Origin of the sequence: Pseudomonas plecoglossicida NBRC 103162 = DSM 15088, from assembly GCF_000730665.1 — a bacterium.
Taxonomy (GTDB): Bacteria; Pseudomonadota; Gammaproteobacteria; order Pseudomonadales; family Pseudomonadaceae; genus Aquipseudomonas; species Aquipseudomonas plecoglossicida.
Map to the genome: position 1 here is coordinate 228,106 of NZ_BBIV01000006.1, position 13,529 is coordinate 241,634.

At 63.4% G+C, this 13,529-nt stretch carries 13 protein-coding genes and 1 pseudogene; 7 read left to right on the forward strand and 7 right to left on the reverse strand.

Annotated features, from left to right (window positions below):
* Positions 1–102 precede the first annotated feature (102 nt).
* The 3 genes from PPL01S_RS05205 to PPL01S_RS05215 all read left to right on the forward strand — a co-directional run bounded on the left by PPL01S_RS05205 (position 103) and on the right by PPL01S_RS05215 (position 3,892).
* A complete protein-coding gene (locus PPL01S_RS05205; protein WP_016394027.1) occupies positions 103–1,485 on the forward strand; it encodes a glutamine synthetase family protein in 1,383 nt (460 codons plus the stop codon).
* A gap of 4 nt (positions 1,486–1,489) precedes the next feature.
* A complete protein-coding gene (locus tag PPL01S_RS05210; RefSeq protein ID WP_016394028.1) occupies positions 1,490–2,239 on the forward strand; it encodes a gamma-glutamyl-gamma-aminobutyrate hydrolase family protein in 750 nt (249 codons plus the stop codon).
* Between the two features lie 114 nt (positions 2,240–2,353).
* Positions 2,354–3,892 (forward strand): APC family permease, encoded by a 1,539-nt coding sequence (locus PPL01S_RS05215; RefSeq protein ID WP_016394029.1) that lies wholly within the window; start codon positions 2,354–2,356, stop codon positions 3,890–3,892.
* A gap of 34 nt (positions 3,893–3,926) precedes the next feature.
* On the opposite strand, the gene gmk is transcribed toward PPL01S_RS05215, so the two are convergent.
* A complete protein-coding gene (gene gmk / locus PPL01S_RS05220) occupies positions 3,927–4,547 on the reverse strand; it encodes a guanylate kinase (protein WP_028625867.1) in 621 nt (206 codons plus the stop codon).
* 13 nt (positions 4,548–4,560) lie between these two features.
* Positions 4,561–5,424: a YicC/YloC family endoribonuclease gene (locus tag PPL01S_RS05225; protein ID WP_016394031.1), complete on the reverse strand. Its 864-nt coding sequence runs from the start codon at positions 5,422–5,424 to the stop codon at positions 4,561–4,563.
* Between the two features lie 226 nt (positions 5,425–5,650).
* Here PPL01S_RS05225 and rph point away from each other — a divergent pair, with 226 nt between their 5' ends.
* Both rph and PPL01S_RS05235 read left to right on the forward strand, forming a co-directional pair.
* Complete coding sequence (gene rph, locus PPL01S_RS05230; RefSeq protein ID WP_008091585.1) at positions 5,651–6,373, forward strand: ribonuclease PH; 723 nt, start codon at positions 5,651–5,653, stop codon at positions 6,371–6,373.
* A 23-nt stretch (positions 6,374–6,396) separates the two neighbouring features.
* The gene (locus PPL01S_RS05235) at positions 6,397–6,765 is read left to right on the forward strand and encodes a DUF4870 domain-containing protein (RefSeq protein WP_016394032.1); all 369 of its coding nucleotides are present in this window, start codon (positions 6,397–6,399) and stop codon (positions 6,763–6,765) included.
* Between the two features lie 123 nt (positions 6,766–6,888).
* Here the strand turns inward: PPL01S_RS05235 and crc are convergent, their stop codons facing one another.
* Positions 6,889–7,668: a catabolite repression control protein Crc gene (gene crc, locus PPL01S_RS05240; protein ID WP_008091582.1), complete on the reverse strand. Its 780-nt coding sequence runs from the start codon at positions 7,666–7,668 to the stop codon at positions 6,889–6,891.
* A gap of 80 nt (positions 7,669–7,748) precedes the next feature.
* On the opposite strand from crc, the gene pyrE reads away from it, so the two are divergent.
* Positions 7,749–8,390 carry an orotate phosphoribosyltransferase gene (pyrE, locus tag PPL01S_RS05245; protein ID WP_016394033.1) on the forward strand — a complete coding sequence of 214 codons (642 nt, stop codon included), beginning with the start codon at positions 7,749–7,751 and terminating at the stop codon, positions 8,388–8,390.
* 148 nt (positions 8,391–8,538) lie between these two features.
* Here pyrE and argB read toward each other — a convergent pair whose 3' ends face one another.
* The 4 genes and pseudogenes from argB to coaBC form a co-directional block, all read right to left on the reverse strand.
* The gene (argB, locus tag PPL01S_RS05250) at positions 8,539–9,444 is read right to left on the reverse strand and encodes an acetylglutamate kinase (RefSeq protein ID WP_016394034.1); all 906 of its coding nucleotides are present in this window, start codon (positions 9,442–9,444) and stop codon (positions 8,539–8,541) included.
* 30 nt (positions 9,445–9,474) lie between these two features.
* Positions 9,475–10,848: pseudogene (locus tag PPL01S_RS05255) on the reverse strand (phosphomannomutase/phosphoglucomutase); the annotation flags it as partial.
* Between the two features lie 134 nt (positions 10,849–10,982).
* The gene (gene dut, locus PPL01S_RS05260) at positions 10,983–11,438 is read right to left on the reverse strand and encodes a dUTP diphosphatase (RefSeq protein WP_008091574.1); all 456 of its coding nucleotides are present in this window, start codon (positions 11,436–11,438) and stop codon (positions 10,983–10,985) included.
* Between the two features lie 5 nt (positions 11,439–11,443).
* On the reverse strand, positions 11,444–12,655 hold the full coding sequence (gene coaBC / locus PPL01S_RS05265) for a bifunctional phosphopantothenoylcysteine decarboxylase/phosphopantothenate--cysteine ligase CoaBC (protein WP_016394036.1): 1,212 nt from the start codon (positions 12,653–12,655) through the stop codon (positions 11,444–11,446).
* Between the two features lie 128 nt (positions 12,656–12,783).
* On the opposite strand from coaBC, the gene radC reads away from it, so the two are divergent.
* On the forward strand, positions 12,784–13,464 hold the full coding sequence (radC, locus tag PPL01S_RS05270) for a RadC family protein (RefSeq protein WP_028625868.1): 681 nt from the start codon (positions 12,784–12,786) through the stop codon (positions 13,462–13,464).
* Positions 13,465–13,529 lie beyond the last annotated feature (65 nt).

Below are 13,529 nucleotides of genomic sequence, written 5' to 3' on the forward strand. Positions count from 1 at the left end.
CCACGATGGGAAAGTGAAAAGAACAACAGCTGCAACCATCGTCGCCCGTGTGGCGCCAGCCGTATCCCCCACATCGCCGCAGCACATCAAAGGATGTACACCATGACGTCGGTCACCCCGTGCGCCAGTTCTTCCAGCGAGATGAATGACTTCCTCCAGGCCCATCCGGACACTCAGTACGTCGATCTGCTGATCTCCGACATGAATGGCGTGGTACGTGGCAAGCGCATCGAGCGGGCCAGCCTGCACAAGGTGTACGAGAAGGGTATCAACCTGCCGGCGTCGCTGTTCGCCCTGGACATCAATGGCTCTACCGTCGAAAGCACCGGGCTTGGCCTGGATATCGGCGATGCCGACCGTATCTGCTTCCCGATCCCCGGTACGCTGTCCGACGAGCCTTGGCAGAAGCGCCCGACCGCACAGCTGCTGATGACCATGCACGAGCTGGACGGCGCGCCGTTCTTCGCCGACCCGCGCGAAGTGCTGCGCCAGGTGGTGAGCAAGTTCGACGACCTGGGCCTGGATATCTGCGCCGCGTTCGAGCTGGAGTTCTACCTGATCGACCAGGACAACCTCAACGGCCGTCCGCAGCCGCCGCGTTCGCCGATTTCGGGCAAGCGCCCACAGTCGACTCAGGTCTACCTCATCGACGACCTCGACGAATACGCCGACTGCCTGCAGGACATGCTGGAAGCGGCGAAGGAGCAAGGCCTGCCGGCCGATGCCATCGTCAAGGAAAGCGCCCCGGCGCAGTTCGAAGTCAACCTGCACCACGTCGCCGACCCGCTCAAGGCCTGCGACTACGCCATCCTGCTCAAGCGCCTGATCAAGAACGTTGCCTACGACCATGAAATGGACACCACGTTCATGGCCAAGCCTTACCCGGGCCAGGCGGGCAACGGCCTGCACGTGCATATCTCGCTGCTGGACAAGAAGACCGGCAAGAACATCTTCAGCAACGATGACCCGCTGCAAAGCGATGCGCTGCGCCACGCCATTGGCGGCGTGCTGGCGACCATGCCCGCGTCGATGGCCTTCCTCTGCCCGAACATCAACTCCTACCGCCGCTTCGGCGCGCAGTTCTACGTCCCCAATGCACCGAGCTGGGGCCTGGACAACCGCACCGTGGCGGTTCGCGTACCGACCGACAGTAGCGAGAACGTGCGCATCGAGCACCGCGTCGCCGGCGCCGATGCCAACCCGTACCTCATGCTCGCGGCGATCCTCGCCGGCATCCACCACGGCTTGACCTGCAAGGTCGAGCCAGGTGCGCCGATCGAAGGCAACTCCTACGAGCAGTTGGAACAAAGCCTGCCGAACAACCTGCGCGACGCCCTGCGCGCACTGGACGACAGCGAAGTCCTCAACCAATACATCAGCCCGGACTACATCGATATCTTCGTCGCCTGCAAGGAAAGCGAGCTGGCCGAGTTCGAAGTGTCGATCTCCGACCTCGAGTACAACTGGTACCTGCACACGGTGTAAGCCCATGAGCGCAAATGCGGTCCCCTTGATCGGTGTCAGCGCCTGCCGCCAGCAGGTTGGGAAGAACTCGTCGCACACGGTGGGCGACAAGTATGTCGAGGCCGCAGGGTTCGCCGGGCTGCCACTGATCCTGCCGGCGCGTGACGGGGGCAGCGACACCCAGGCGTTGCTGGCCGGGCTCGATGGCATTCTTTTTACCGGCTCGCCTTCAAATATCGAGCCGCATCATTACAATGGCGCCCCCAGCGCGGAAGGCACCCGGCACGACCTTGCCCGTGACCGGCTGACCTTGCCGTTGCTGCAGGCCGCGATTGCCGCCGGCGTGCCGGTGTTGTGCATTTGCCGTGGTTTCCAGGAACTGAATGTGGCCCTTGGCGGCAGCCTGTATCAGCGCGTGCAGGAATTGCCAGGTTACCTGGACCACCGAGAACCTGAGGATGCACCCCTGGAGGTGCAATACGGCCCTCGTCATTCTGTCAGCGTTGCACCTGGCGGGATGTTCGAGCGCCTGGGCCTGGCCGCGCAGTTCGAGGTCAACTCGCTGCACAGCCAGGGTATCGACCGTCTGGCCCCAGGCCTGCGTGTCGAAGCACGGGCCCCCGATGGCCTGATCGAAGCGGTGTCGATGCCTGATGCCCCGGGCTTCGTGCTCGGTGTGCAGTGGCACCCGGAATGGCGTTTCGCCGAAAACCCGGTCTCTCGGAGCCTGTTCCAGGCGTTCCGCGAGGCCTGCATTGCCCATGCTGCACGGTAGGAACATTACCCGAAGGTCTTGGATGACTGACATCGACTCGCAAGCTTTCAATGAGTGAAAGCGCCTTGCTTGCAAGGCCTGTGACAACAATTCCAATAGTTACGGCATTTTCTCATGAGCAATTACACAGAAGCCGGCCGCCCACCCGACGCGGCCGACTCGGGCAGCACTCAACGCAGCAAAGGCCTGGCCAAGGGCAGTCTTGGCCTGTTGGCCAGCGTGGTGCTGGGCATTTCCACCATTGCCCCGGTCTACACCCTGACCGGCGCCCTCGGCCCCACCGTGCGGGAGGTCGGTGCTCACCTTCCAGCCGTCTTTATCGTTGGCTTCCTGCCCATGCTGCTGGTCGCCCTCGGCTACCGCGAGCTGAATTCGGCAGAGCCGGACAGCGGCACCTCGTTCACCTGGTCGGCCCGCGCCTTCGGGCCGATGATTGGCTGGATCGGCGGCTGGGGGCTGGTGGTCGCCACCACGATCGTGCTCTCCAACCTGGCGGGAGTGGCGGTTGACTTCTTCTACCTGTTCCTCGCCCAGATCACCGGCAACCATGAACTGTCTGCGCTGGCCGACAACCTGTTGATCAACATCGCCACGTGTTGCGTGTTCATTGCCCTGGCAGTGTGGATCTGCTGCCGCGGCATGACCACGACCATGACCGTGCAATATGGCCTGGTGGCCTTGCAGCTGCTGGTGTTGATCGGTTTTGCCTTTGCTGCCTTCAGCGAAACCACCGCGCCGCCACCGCTGGCATTCGATCTGGCGTGGTTCAATCCGTTTGGCGTCGAGTCGTTCTCGGCCTTTGCCGCCGGCTTGTCGTTGTCGATCTTCATCTTCTGGGGCTGGGACGTGTGCCTGACCGTCAGTGAAGAGTCGATCGGTAGCGAGGAAGTGCCGGGCAAGGCCGCGACCTGGACCGTGCTGCTAATTCTCGGTCTGTACCTGCTTACCGCTATCGCTACCCTGCAGTTCGCCGGGATCAGCGAGGACGGTCTGGGCCTGAACAACCCGCGCATCCAGGAAAACGTCTTCGCCCACCTGGCCGGCCCGGTCATGGGGCCGCTGGCGATCCTGATGTCCATCGCCGTGCTGGCCAGCACCGCGGCTTCGCTGCAGTCGACCTTCGTTTCGCCGGCGCGCACGCTGCTGGCCATGGGTTACTACGGGGCAGTGCCGCAGAAGTTCGCCACCGTCTGCCCGCGCTCGCAGACCCCGCGTTACGCGACCATCTGTGCAGGTGTGGCTGCCGCGGTGTTCTACGTGACCATGCGCACTCTGAGCGAGAACGTGCTGGCTGACACCATCACGGCGCTGGGCATGATGATCTGCTTCTACTACTCGCTGACGGCGTTCGCCTGTGTCTGGTATTTCCGCAACAGCCTGTTCGACAGCCTGCGTCACTTCTTCATGCGTGGCCTGTGCCCGCTGCTGGGTGGGGTGATCCTGTCGGTGATCTTCGTGCGTACTGCGATCGACAGCGCTTCGCCAGACTTCGGCAGTGGCTCGCACGTGGGTGGGCTGGGCCTGGTGTTCGTGATTGCGGCGATCATCTCGGTACTGGGGATCGTACTGATGCTGCTGTCGCGGATGCGTGCGCCGGCTTACTTCCTGGGGGCTACCCTGCGTCAGCAGGCGACCTTGCAGCTGCAGGAATAACAAAAGGGGCCGCAAAGCGGCCCCTTTCGGTCTATCAGGAAAGCAGTTCTTTCAGCAGCCCGCTGTTGCGCTGCTGTTGCTTCTTCAGCAGCAACCGGTTGGCCACGAACACCGCCTTCAACTCCTCCAGCGCCACGCCGAAGTCATCGTTGATGATGACGTAGTCGTACTCGTCGTAGTGCACCATCTCGCTGACCGCTTCCTTCATGCGCCCGGCAATGATTTCCTCGCTGTCTTGCCCGCGGCCGTCCAGGCGCAGGCGCAGGGCTTCCTGGCTCGGCGGCAGGATGAACACCGACAGCGCGTCGGGCATCAGCTTGCGCACTTGCTGGGCACCTTGCCAGTCGATCTCCAGGATCAGGTCGAAGCCTTGGTCGAGGGTCTGCTGCAGCGCGCTGCGCGAGGTGCCATAGTAGTTGCCGAACACTTCTGCGTGCTCGAGGAAGTCACCCTGCTCGATCAGCGCCTTGAATGCGTCGTGCACCACGAAGTGGTAGTTGACGCCGTGCTGCTCGCCCGGGCGCATGGCGCGCGTGGTGTGCGAGACCGAGACGCGAATCTGCTGGTCGTCCTTGGTCAGGGCGGTGACCAGGCTGGTCTTGCCGGCACCCGAAGGTGCCGAAACGATGTAAAGGGTGCCGCTGCTGTGATTCATGGTGGGGATGGCCTTACTCGATGTTCTGTACTTGTTCACGCATCTGTTCGATCAGCACCTTCAGGTTGACCGCCGCTTGCGTGCTGCGTGGGTCGAAGGCCTTGGAGCCCAGGGTGTTGGCTTCGCGGTTGAGCTCCTGCATCAGGAAGTCCAGGCGCCGGCCTGCGGCACCGCCGGACTTGAGCACCCGGCGCACTTCGTTGACGTGGGTGCTGAGGCGGTCCAGCTCTTCGGCGACGTCGCTTTTCTGGGCCAGCAGCACCATCTCCTGCTCCAGGCGCTGCGGGTCGAGTTCAGCCTTCAGGTCGCCAAAGCGGTCGATGATCTTCTGCCGTTGCGCGGCGAGCATCTGCGGTACCAGGGCGCGCAGGGTGGTGACCTCGTGGGCCATGCTGTCCAGGCGCTCGTTGATCAGCCGGGCCAGCTCCTGGCCTTCGCGCAGGCGCCCAGCCTTGAGCTCGGCCAAGGCCTCGTCGAACAACGCCACGGCTTCGGCATTCAGGGCTTGCGGGTCGCTGGCATCGGCGACCAGCACACCTGGCCAGGACAGCACTTCCAGGGGGTTGAGCGGTGCGGGCTGCTGGATCAGGCCGGCGACTTCTTCGGCGGCGGCGACCAGCTGCGCGGCGCGAACATGGTCGACCTTCAGCGGTTTGCCGTTGCTGTCCTCGTGCAGGCGCAAGGTGCATTCGACCTTGCCGCGCGACAAGCCTTGGCGCAAACCTTCGCGCACGGCGCTTTCAAGGTCGCGCAGGGCGTCCGGCAAGCGCAGGTGGGGCTCCAGGTAGCGGTGGTTGACCGAGCGCAGCTCCCAGACCAGGGTGCCTTGGCTGCCTGCGCGTTCGACACGAGCAAAAGCGGTCATGCTGTGCACCATGGGAGTACCTCGCGTAGATGGAATGAACGGGGCAGCCTTTCGGCTGCAAGGCGCAGGATTGTAGCGCAGTGACGGCCTCGACGCCCAATCCACCCATGTTACAGAGCCCGGCCGAGACGGTGGCAAAAGGCGACAGGCTGTCCGCGGCGCGACAATAGGCGTGTCCTCGCCGGGCGACGGGCTCTATAATGCTGGCAGATTCAAAATCCCGGTACAGGTATCCCAGATGAAACGTCCAAGTGGTCGCGCCGCCGATCAGCTCCGCTCGATCCGCCTCACCCGCAACTACACCAAGCACGCCGAGGGGTCGGTACTGGTCGAGTTCGGCGACACCAAGGTCGTCTGCACGGTCAGCGTCGAGAATGGTGTTCCCCGCTTCCTCAAAGGCCAGGGCCAAGGCTGGCTGACGGCCGAATACGGCATGTTGCCGCGTTCCACCGGTGAGCGTAACCAGCGCGAAGCCAGCCGTGGCAAGCAGGGCGGCCGGACCCTGGAAATCCAGCGTCTGATCGGCCGTTCGCTGCGCGCCGCGCTGGACATGAGCAAGCTGGGTGATATCACTCTGTACATCGACTGCGACGTGATCCAGGCCGATGGCGGTACCCGCACTGCCTCGATCACCGGTGCCATGGTCGCCCTGTGCGATGCCCTGGCGGTGATCAAGAAACGTGGTGGCCTGAAGGCCGGCAACCCGCTCAAGCACATGATCGCGGCTGTCTCGGTGGGCATGTACCAGGGCGAAGCGGTGCTCGACCTGGACTACCTCGAGGACTCCGCTGCCGAGACCGACCTGAACGTGGTCATGACCAGCGCCGGTGGTTTCATCGAAGTGCAGGGCACTGCCGAGGGCAAGCCGTTCCAGCCTGAAGACTTCAACGCCATGCTGGCGCTGGCGCAAAAAGGCATGGACGAGATCTTCGAACTGCAGAAGGCCGCGCTGGCCGACTGATCCCAGCCAGGGAGGTGCGGGGCATGAGCGATCCTCAACTGTCGATCACCCCGCCCAATGCCGATGTCCGGCAATGGGCGATGTTCTGTCACCTCAGCGCGCTGCTGGGCCTGGTGGTGCCCCTCGGGCATCTGCTGGGCCCGCTGGTGCTGTGGCACCTCAAGCGCGAGCAGGACCCCTTCATCGATGCCCAGGGCAAGGAGGCGCTGAATTTTCAGATCAGCGTGACCGTTGCCGGGTTCATCTGTTTCCTGCTGATGTTCGTGTTCATCGGGCTGGTGCTGTTCGCCATGCTGATGGTGGCGGTGCTGATCCTGATCGTCATTGCGGCGGTCAGGGCCAATGAAGGGAAGCCTTATCGGTATCCCCTGATCTGGCGGCCGATCAAGTAGATTTTCTGTGCCCCCAATCGCCGGCAAGCCGGCTCCCCCAAGTACTCCGCTGGCCTTGAGGCCTGCGCTTTACCTGTGGGAGCCGGCTTGCCGGCGATTGGGCTGCAAAGCAGCCCCAAGGGTTCAGATGGTCAACGTCCAGTCATAGTCGACGATCAGCGGCGCATGCTGCGAGAAGCGCGGCTGACGCGGCAGGCGAGCATTGCGCACGAAGCGGCGCAGGCCCGGGGTGAGGATCTGGTAGTCGAACCGGTAGCCCAGGTTGAGCATCTCGGCCTGTTCGTTGTCCGGCCACCAGCTGTACTGGTCGCCTTCGCGGCTGACTTCGCGCAGCGCATCGACGTAGCCCATGTCGCCGGTGATCGCGTCCATCCAGGCCCGCTCCGGTGGCAGGAAGCCCGGGGACTGTTGGCTGTCGCGCCAGTTCTTGATGTCGAGCTTCTGCTGCGCCACGTAGAACGAGCCGCAGTAGATGTACTCGCGACGCTTGCGACGCTGCTTGTCCAGGTACTTGGCGAAGTCGTCCATCAACTTGAACTTCTGGTTCAAGTCTTCGTCGCCGTTCATGCCCGAAGGCAGCAGCAGGCTGGCAATACTGACTTTGTCGAAATCTGCTTGCAGATAACGCCCGTAGCGGTCGGCTGTCTCGAAGCCCAGGCCGGTGATGACTGCCTTGGGTTGCATGCGCGAGTAAAGTGCCACGCCACCTTGGGCGGGTACCTCCGCGTCGCAGGCATAAAGGAAATAGCCATCGAGCTGGAAAGCTGGGTCGTCGAGTTCAAAGGCCGAGGCGCGGGTATCCTGAAGGCAGATGACGTCGGCATTCTGGGCTTGCAACCAGCTGAGCAATCCTCGCTCGGCCGCAGCCTGAATGCCATTCACGTTCACACTGATGATCCGCATAAATGGCCCCAAAAATCTCGTGCGTGTATGATACCCGAGCTCAACCCATTTAGCTAAATCCGTGGTGTCCGGGACTTTACATGCAGCCGTATCAGCGCGACTTCATCCGTTTTGCCATCGATCGCGGCGTGCTGCGCTTCGGTGAATTCACCCTGAAATCGGGGCGTACCAGCCCGTATTTCTTCAATGCCGGCTTGTTCAACACCGGTTCCGCCCTGGCGCAGCTGGGTCGTTGCTACGCGGCGGCCATCGTCGACAGCAAGATCCCGTTCGACGTGCTGTTCGGCCCGGCCTACAAGGGTATTCCCCTGGCGGCGACCACCGCCGTGGCGCTGGCGGACCAGCATCAGCTCGACGTGCCATGGTGCTTCAACCGCAAGGAAGCCAAGGACCACGGCGAAGGCGGCAGCCTGGTCGGCGCACCGCTGGCCGGTGAAGTGCTGATCATCGACGACGTGATCACTGCCGGTACTGCCATCCGTGAGGTCATGCAGATCATCAATGCCCAGCAGGCCAAGGCCGCTGGCGTGCTGATCGCGTTGAACCGCGAAGAGCGCGGCAATGGCGAACTGTCGGCGATCCAGGAAGTGGAGCGTGACTTCGGCATTCCGGTGGTCAGCATCGTTTCGCTGACCCAGGTGCTGGAGTTCCTGGCCGATGACCCGCAGCTCAAGCAGCACTTGCCGGCTGTGGAGGCGTATCGGGCGCAGTACGGGATCTGATCCTGGCCTGAAATGGAAAAGGCGACCCTCGCATGAAGGTCGCTTTTTTTGTGTCGCCTGTCCCGGCCTCATCGCCGGCAAGCCGGCTCCTACAGGGTTCGGTGCGATCCTTGTGGAAGCCGGCTTGCCGGCGATGAGGCCAGACGAGTCAGTGACGCTTGCGGTTGGTGATCAGGGTACCCACACCGCTGTCGGTGAAGATCTCCAGCAGCACGGCATTCGGCACGCGGCCGTCGATGATGTGCGAGCTGTTGACGCCACCCTGGACCGCTTCCAGCGCGCACTTGATCTTCGGCAGCATGCCGCCGTAGATGGTGCCGTCGGCAATCAGTTCGTTGACCTGCTCGGTGGTCAGGCCGGTGAGGACCTCACCCTGCTTGTCCATCAGACCGGCAATGTTGGTCAGCAGCATCAGCTTCTCGGCTTTCAGCGCTTCGGCCACCTTGCCGGCTACCAGGTCGGCGTTGATGTTGTACGACTCACCATTGGCACCCACGCCGATAGGCGCGATGACCGGGATGAAGTCGCCTTTGACCAGCATGTTCAGCAAGTCCGTGTTGACGCTGACCACTTCGCCGACATGGCCGATGTCGATGATTTCCGGCTGGGTCATCTCTGGCGTCTGGCGGCTGACCGTGAGCTTGCGGGCGCGGATCAGCTCCGCGTCCTTGCCGGTCAGGCCGATGGCGCTGCCGCCGTGGCGGTTGATCAGGTTGACGATGTCCTTGTTGACCTGGCCACCCAGGACCATTTCAACCACGTCCATGGTCGCCGCGTCGGTGACGCGCATGCCATCGATGAAGTGGCTTTCGATCGACAGGCGCTTGAGCAGGTCGCCGATCTGCGGGCCGCCGCCGTGCACGACCACCGGGTTGATGCCCACGGCCTTCATCAGCACGATGTCCCGGGCAAAGCCGGTCTTGAGCTCTTCGCTCTCCATCGCGTTGCCGCCGTACTTGATCACCAGGGTCTTGCCGACGAAGCGGCGGATGTAAGGCAGTGCTTCGGACAAAACCTCGGCTACATGGGAAGCGGCATCGCGATCGAGGGTCATGCAGGGCTCCTGTCAGGAACAGATAGTCGGTCAGAACGGCAGTTGCAGCTCAGGGGCAACCCGCAGCAACTGGGCGCGGAAAACATCCTTGATACGTTGCAACTCGGCGTCGTCTTCGGCCTCGAAGCGCAGCACCAGCACCGGCGTGGTGTTGGAGGCGCGAACCAGGCCCCAGCCGCGGGCATAGTCGACCCGTACACCGTCGATGGTGGTCAGGTTGGCTTCGCCCCAGTCGGCGTCGCGTTGCAGTGCATCAATGATGCTGAATTTACCCTCGTCGGTCACATCAATATTGATTTCCGGCGTGGAAATATCATCCGGGAACGCGGCGAACAGGGTTTCGGCGTCCTGCCCGGCCTTGCTGAGGATCTCCAGCAGGCGCGCAGCGCTGTAGATGCCGTCGTCGAAACCGTACCAGCGTTCCTTGATGAAGATGTGGCCACTCATCTCGCCGGCCAGCAGCGAACCGGTCTGCTTCATCTTCTTCTTGATCAGCGAATGGCCGGTCTTCCACATCAGGGCACGGCCACCGTGCTGTTCGATCAGCGGGGTCAGGCGGCGGGTGCACTTGACGTCGAAGATGATCTCGGCGCCCGGGTTGCGCGACAGCACGTCCTGGGCGAACAGCATCAGCAGGCGGTCCGGGTAGACGATGCTGCCGGTGTTGGTCACCACACCCACGCGGTCGCCGTCGCCATCGAAGGCCAGGCCGATGTCGGCACCGGTTTCCTTGACCTTGGCGATCAGGTCTTCGAGGTTTTCCGGTTTGCCCGGGTCCGGGTGGTGGTTGGGGAAGTTGCCATCCACCTCGCAGAACAGCGGAATCACCTCGCAGCCCAGTGCCTCGATCAGTTGCGGGGCGATGACGCCCGCAGCGCCGTTGCCGCAGTCCACCACCACCTTGAGTTTCCTGGCCAGCTTCACGTCGGCGACGATCTGCTGGTAATAGCGCTCGAGGATCTCGACCTTCTGCACGCCGCCTTCGGCGCGGGTCAGGTCGTTGGTCTTCAGGCGGGTCAGCAGGGCCTGGATCTGCTCGTTGGCCAAGGTGTCGCCAGCGATGACGATCTTGAAGCCGTTGTAGTCCGACGGGTTGTGACTGCCGGTGAGCATCACCCCGGACTTGCCGGCGAGGACGTTGGCGGCGAAATACAGCGCCGGGGTCGGCACCAGGCCGACATCGCTGACCTGGCAGCCGGCGTCGACCAGGCCTTTGATGAGTTCCTCGACCAGCATCGGGCCGGACAGGCGGCCATCGCGGCCAACCGAGATCTGCGGTTCGCCCTGGGCAAGGGTCTGGGCGCCAATGGCGCGGCCGATCCAGTAGGCGGTTTCGGCGTGCAGGGTTTTGCCGACCACGCCACGGATGTCGTAGGCGCGGAAAATGCTGTCAGGCAATGCGGGGACCAGGTGGGCCATATCGTTCATCTCTGGAAACTCCATAATCAAAGGCTTTCTGGGCAGGCGCAAACTGAACGCTTGGACGATGGTTTCGCCAGAGAGTTCGCCATCCTTGGCTCGATCAGTGGTTTCCCGGCTCAGTGGCTGCCGGAGTGGCCGAAGCCGCCGGTGCCGCGCTGGCTCTCGTCGAACTGCTCGACGATGTCGAAATGCGCTTGCACCACAGGCACCAGCACGAGCTGTGCGATGCGTTCGCCGACAGCGATGGTGAATGGCGTGTTGCCGCGGTTCCAGCACGACACCATCAGCTCGCCCTGGTAGTCCGAGTCGATCAGGCCGACCAGGTTGCCCAGCACGATGCCGTGCTTGTGGCCCAGGCCCGAGCGCGGCAGGATCATCGCCGCCAGGCCAGGGTCGCCGATGTAGATCGACAGGCCGGTCGGGATCAGCAGGGTCTGGCCTGGCTCGAGGACGGTGTCCTCCTTGAGCAGGGCGCGCAGGTCCAGGCCGGCGGAGCCGGGAGTGGCGTACTGCGGCAGGGGGAATTCGGTGCCCAGGCGTGGGTCGAGGATCTTGGCTTGAAGAGCGTGCATGTAACTTATTGAACCTGATTGAGCCGTTCGGCGATGAAGGCGACCAGTTGCCGGGCGATCTTGCCCTTGCTGGTCTGCGCGAAGAGGGTCTGGTGCTGCTGGCGGTCGATCACGGTCAGGGCATTTTCCTCGCTGTTGAAGCCGATGGTGGGGTTGGCCACATCATTGGCGACGATCAGGTCGAGGTTCTTGTCCTTGAGCTTGCGCGTGGCGTAATCGAGCAAGTGTTCGGTTTCGGCGGCGAAGCCGACGCTGAACGGGCGGTCGTCACGGCCAGCGATGGTCGCAAGGATATCGGGATTACGCACCATCTGCAGCAGCATGCCGTCGCCGGTCGTAGGATCCTTCTTCAACTTTTGCGTGGCGACGACTTCTGGGCGGTAGTCCGCGACCGCTGCCGAGGCGATGAACAGGTCGCACGGCATGGCCGCTTCACAGGCCGCGAGCATGTCCCGCGCGCTGACCACGTCGATCCGCGTGACCCGGTCGGGGGTCGGCAGGTGCACAGGGCCGGTCACGAGGGTGACCCGAGCCCCGGCTTCGGCGGCCGCCTCGGCCAGGGCGAAGCCCATCTTCCCGGAGCTATGATTGGTGATGTAACGCACCGGGTCGATGTTTTCCTGGGTCGGGCCAGCGGTGATCAGCACGTGCTTGCCGGTCAGCGCCTGGCGCTGGAAGCTTTCGGCGGCGCACCAGGCCAGGTCGGTGGCTTCGAGCATGCGGCCCAGGCCGACGTCGCCACAGGCCTGGCTGCCGGAAGCCGGGCCGAACACCTGGATGCCACGGCTCTTGAGCAGCTCGAGATTGGCCTGGGTCGCCGGATCGCGCCACATGGCCTGGTTCATGGCAGGGGCCACGGCCACGGTGGCATCGGTTGCCAGCACCAGGGTGGTCAGCAGGTCGTCGGCCATGCCTTGGGCCATGCGCGCCATGAGGTCGGCGGTGGCGGGGGCGATGAGCACCAGGTCGGCCCACTTGGCCAGTTCGATATGGCCCATGGCCGCTTCGGCGGCAGGGTCGAGCAGGTCCATGTGCACCGGGTGGCCGGACAGCGCCTGCAGGGTCAGCGGGGTGATGAACTCGGCACCACCACGGGTCATGACGACGCGCACCTGCGCGCCGTGCTCCAGGAGTCGGCGAATCAGCTCGGCACTCTTGTAGGCGGCAATGCCACCCCCTACGCCGAGAACGATGCGCTTGCGATACAGCCGCTGCATAGGCTTGCCTTTTTCCAGTGAGAGCGGGCGGCGACAAAAAATACTGCCTGCGGCAGAACGTCGCATGTACGAGGCGAAATAGATTAACACAGGGCCGAAACGTGCCGTAGTGGGGCAAAGGAGCAAGGATGAATATCAGGGAATGGCCGGCGGATGAGCGGCCCCGGGAGAAGTTGCTGTTGCGCGGGGCCGCCGTGTTGTCGGATGCCGAGCTGCTCGCCGTGTTGCTGGGTTCGGGCGTTGCCGGGCGCAACGTGGTGGACCTGGCGCGCGGGCTGTTGGTGCGTTTTGGCGGGCTCAGGCAGTTTCTCGAGGCTGATCGCCAAGCCGTCTTGCGCGAACCAGGCCTGGGGCCGGTGAAGTACGCCCAGTTGCAAGCACTGCTGGAGATCGGCCGGCGCTATCTGGACGAAAGCATCGAGCGCACACCCGCCATGGAAAGCCCGGCGGCGGTGCGGCGTTACCTCAAGGCCATGCTGCGCCATGAGGCCAGCGAAGTATTCGGCTGCCTGTTTCTGGACAGCAAGCACCGGCCGCTGGCGTTCGAGATCCTGTTCAGAGGCACGATCGACCGGGCCAGCGTCTATCCGCGCGAGGTGGTGCGCCGGGCGTTGATGCATAACGCGGCGGCGTTGATCCTTTGCCATAACCATCCTTCGGGCAACAGCGAACCGAGCCAGGATGACGTGCACATGACGCTTTCGTTGAAGCGGGGGTTGGCGTTGATCGATGTGCGGGTGCTCGATCACATCATCGTGGGTGATGGAGAGCCGTTGTCGATGGTGGAGCAGGGGTGGATTGCGGCCTAGGGTGCAGGCCTTGTGGTGTGTGGCGCCTGGGAGATCGAGCGCCGCCCGCGCGGCGCATCGCGAGC

Bases quoted from the DNA above. Each gene is read 5' to 3' on its own strand.
- dut (WP_008091574.1), bottom strand. From the start codon at position 11,438: ATGCACGCTCTTCAAGCCAAGATCCTCGACCCACGCCTGGGCACCGAA.
- PPL01S_RS05225 (WP_016394031.1), bottom strand. From the start codon at position 5,424: ATGGTGCACAGCATGACCGCTTTTGCTCGTGTCGAACGCGCAGGCAGC.
- gmk (WP_028625867.1), bottom strand. From the start codon at position 4,547: ATGAATCACAGCAGCGGCACCCTTTACATCGTTTCGGCACCTTCGGGT.
- PPL01S_RS05205 (WP_016394027.1), top strand. From the start codon at position 103: ATGACGTCGGTCACCCCGTGCGCCAGTTCTTCCAGCGAGATGAATGAC.
- crc (WP_008091582.1), bottom strand. From the start codon at position 7,668: ATGCGGATCATCAGTGTGAACGTGAATGGCATTCAGGCTGCGGCCGAG.
- pyrE (WP_016394033.1), top strand. From the start codon at position 7,749: ATGCAGCCGTATCAGCGCGACTTCATCCGTTTTGCCATCGATCGCGGC.
- argB (WP_016394034.1), bottom strand. From the start codon at position 9,444: ATGACCCTCGATCGCGATGCCGCTTCCCATGTAGCCGAGGTTTTGTCC.
- PPL01S_RS05210 (WP_016394028.1), top strand. From the start codon at position 1,490: ATGAGCGCAAATGCGGTCCCCTTGATCGGTGTCAGCGCCTGCCGCCAG.
- PPL01S_RS05215 (WP_016394029.1), top strand. From the start codon at position 2,354: ATGAGCAATTACACAGAAGCCGGCCGCCCACCCGACGCGGCCGACTCG.
- coaBC (WP_016394036.1), bottom strand. From the start codon at position 12,655: ATGCAGCGGCTGTATCGCAAGCGCATCGTTCTCGGCGTAGGGGGTGGC.
- radC (WP_028625868.1), top strand. From the start codon at position 12,784: ATGAATATCAGGGAATGGCCGGCGGATGAGCGGCCCCGGGAGAAGTTG.
- rph (WP_008091585.1), top strand. From the start codon at position 5,651: ATGAAACGTCCAAGTGGTCGCGCCGCCGATCAGCTCCGCTCGATCCGC.
- PPL01S_RS05235 (WP_016394032.1), top strand. From the start codon at position 6,397: ATGAGCGATCCTCAACTGTCGATCACCCCGCCCAATGCCGATGTCCGG.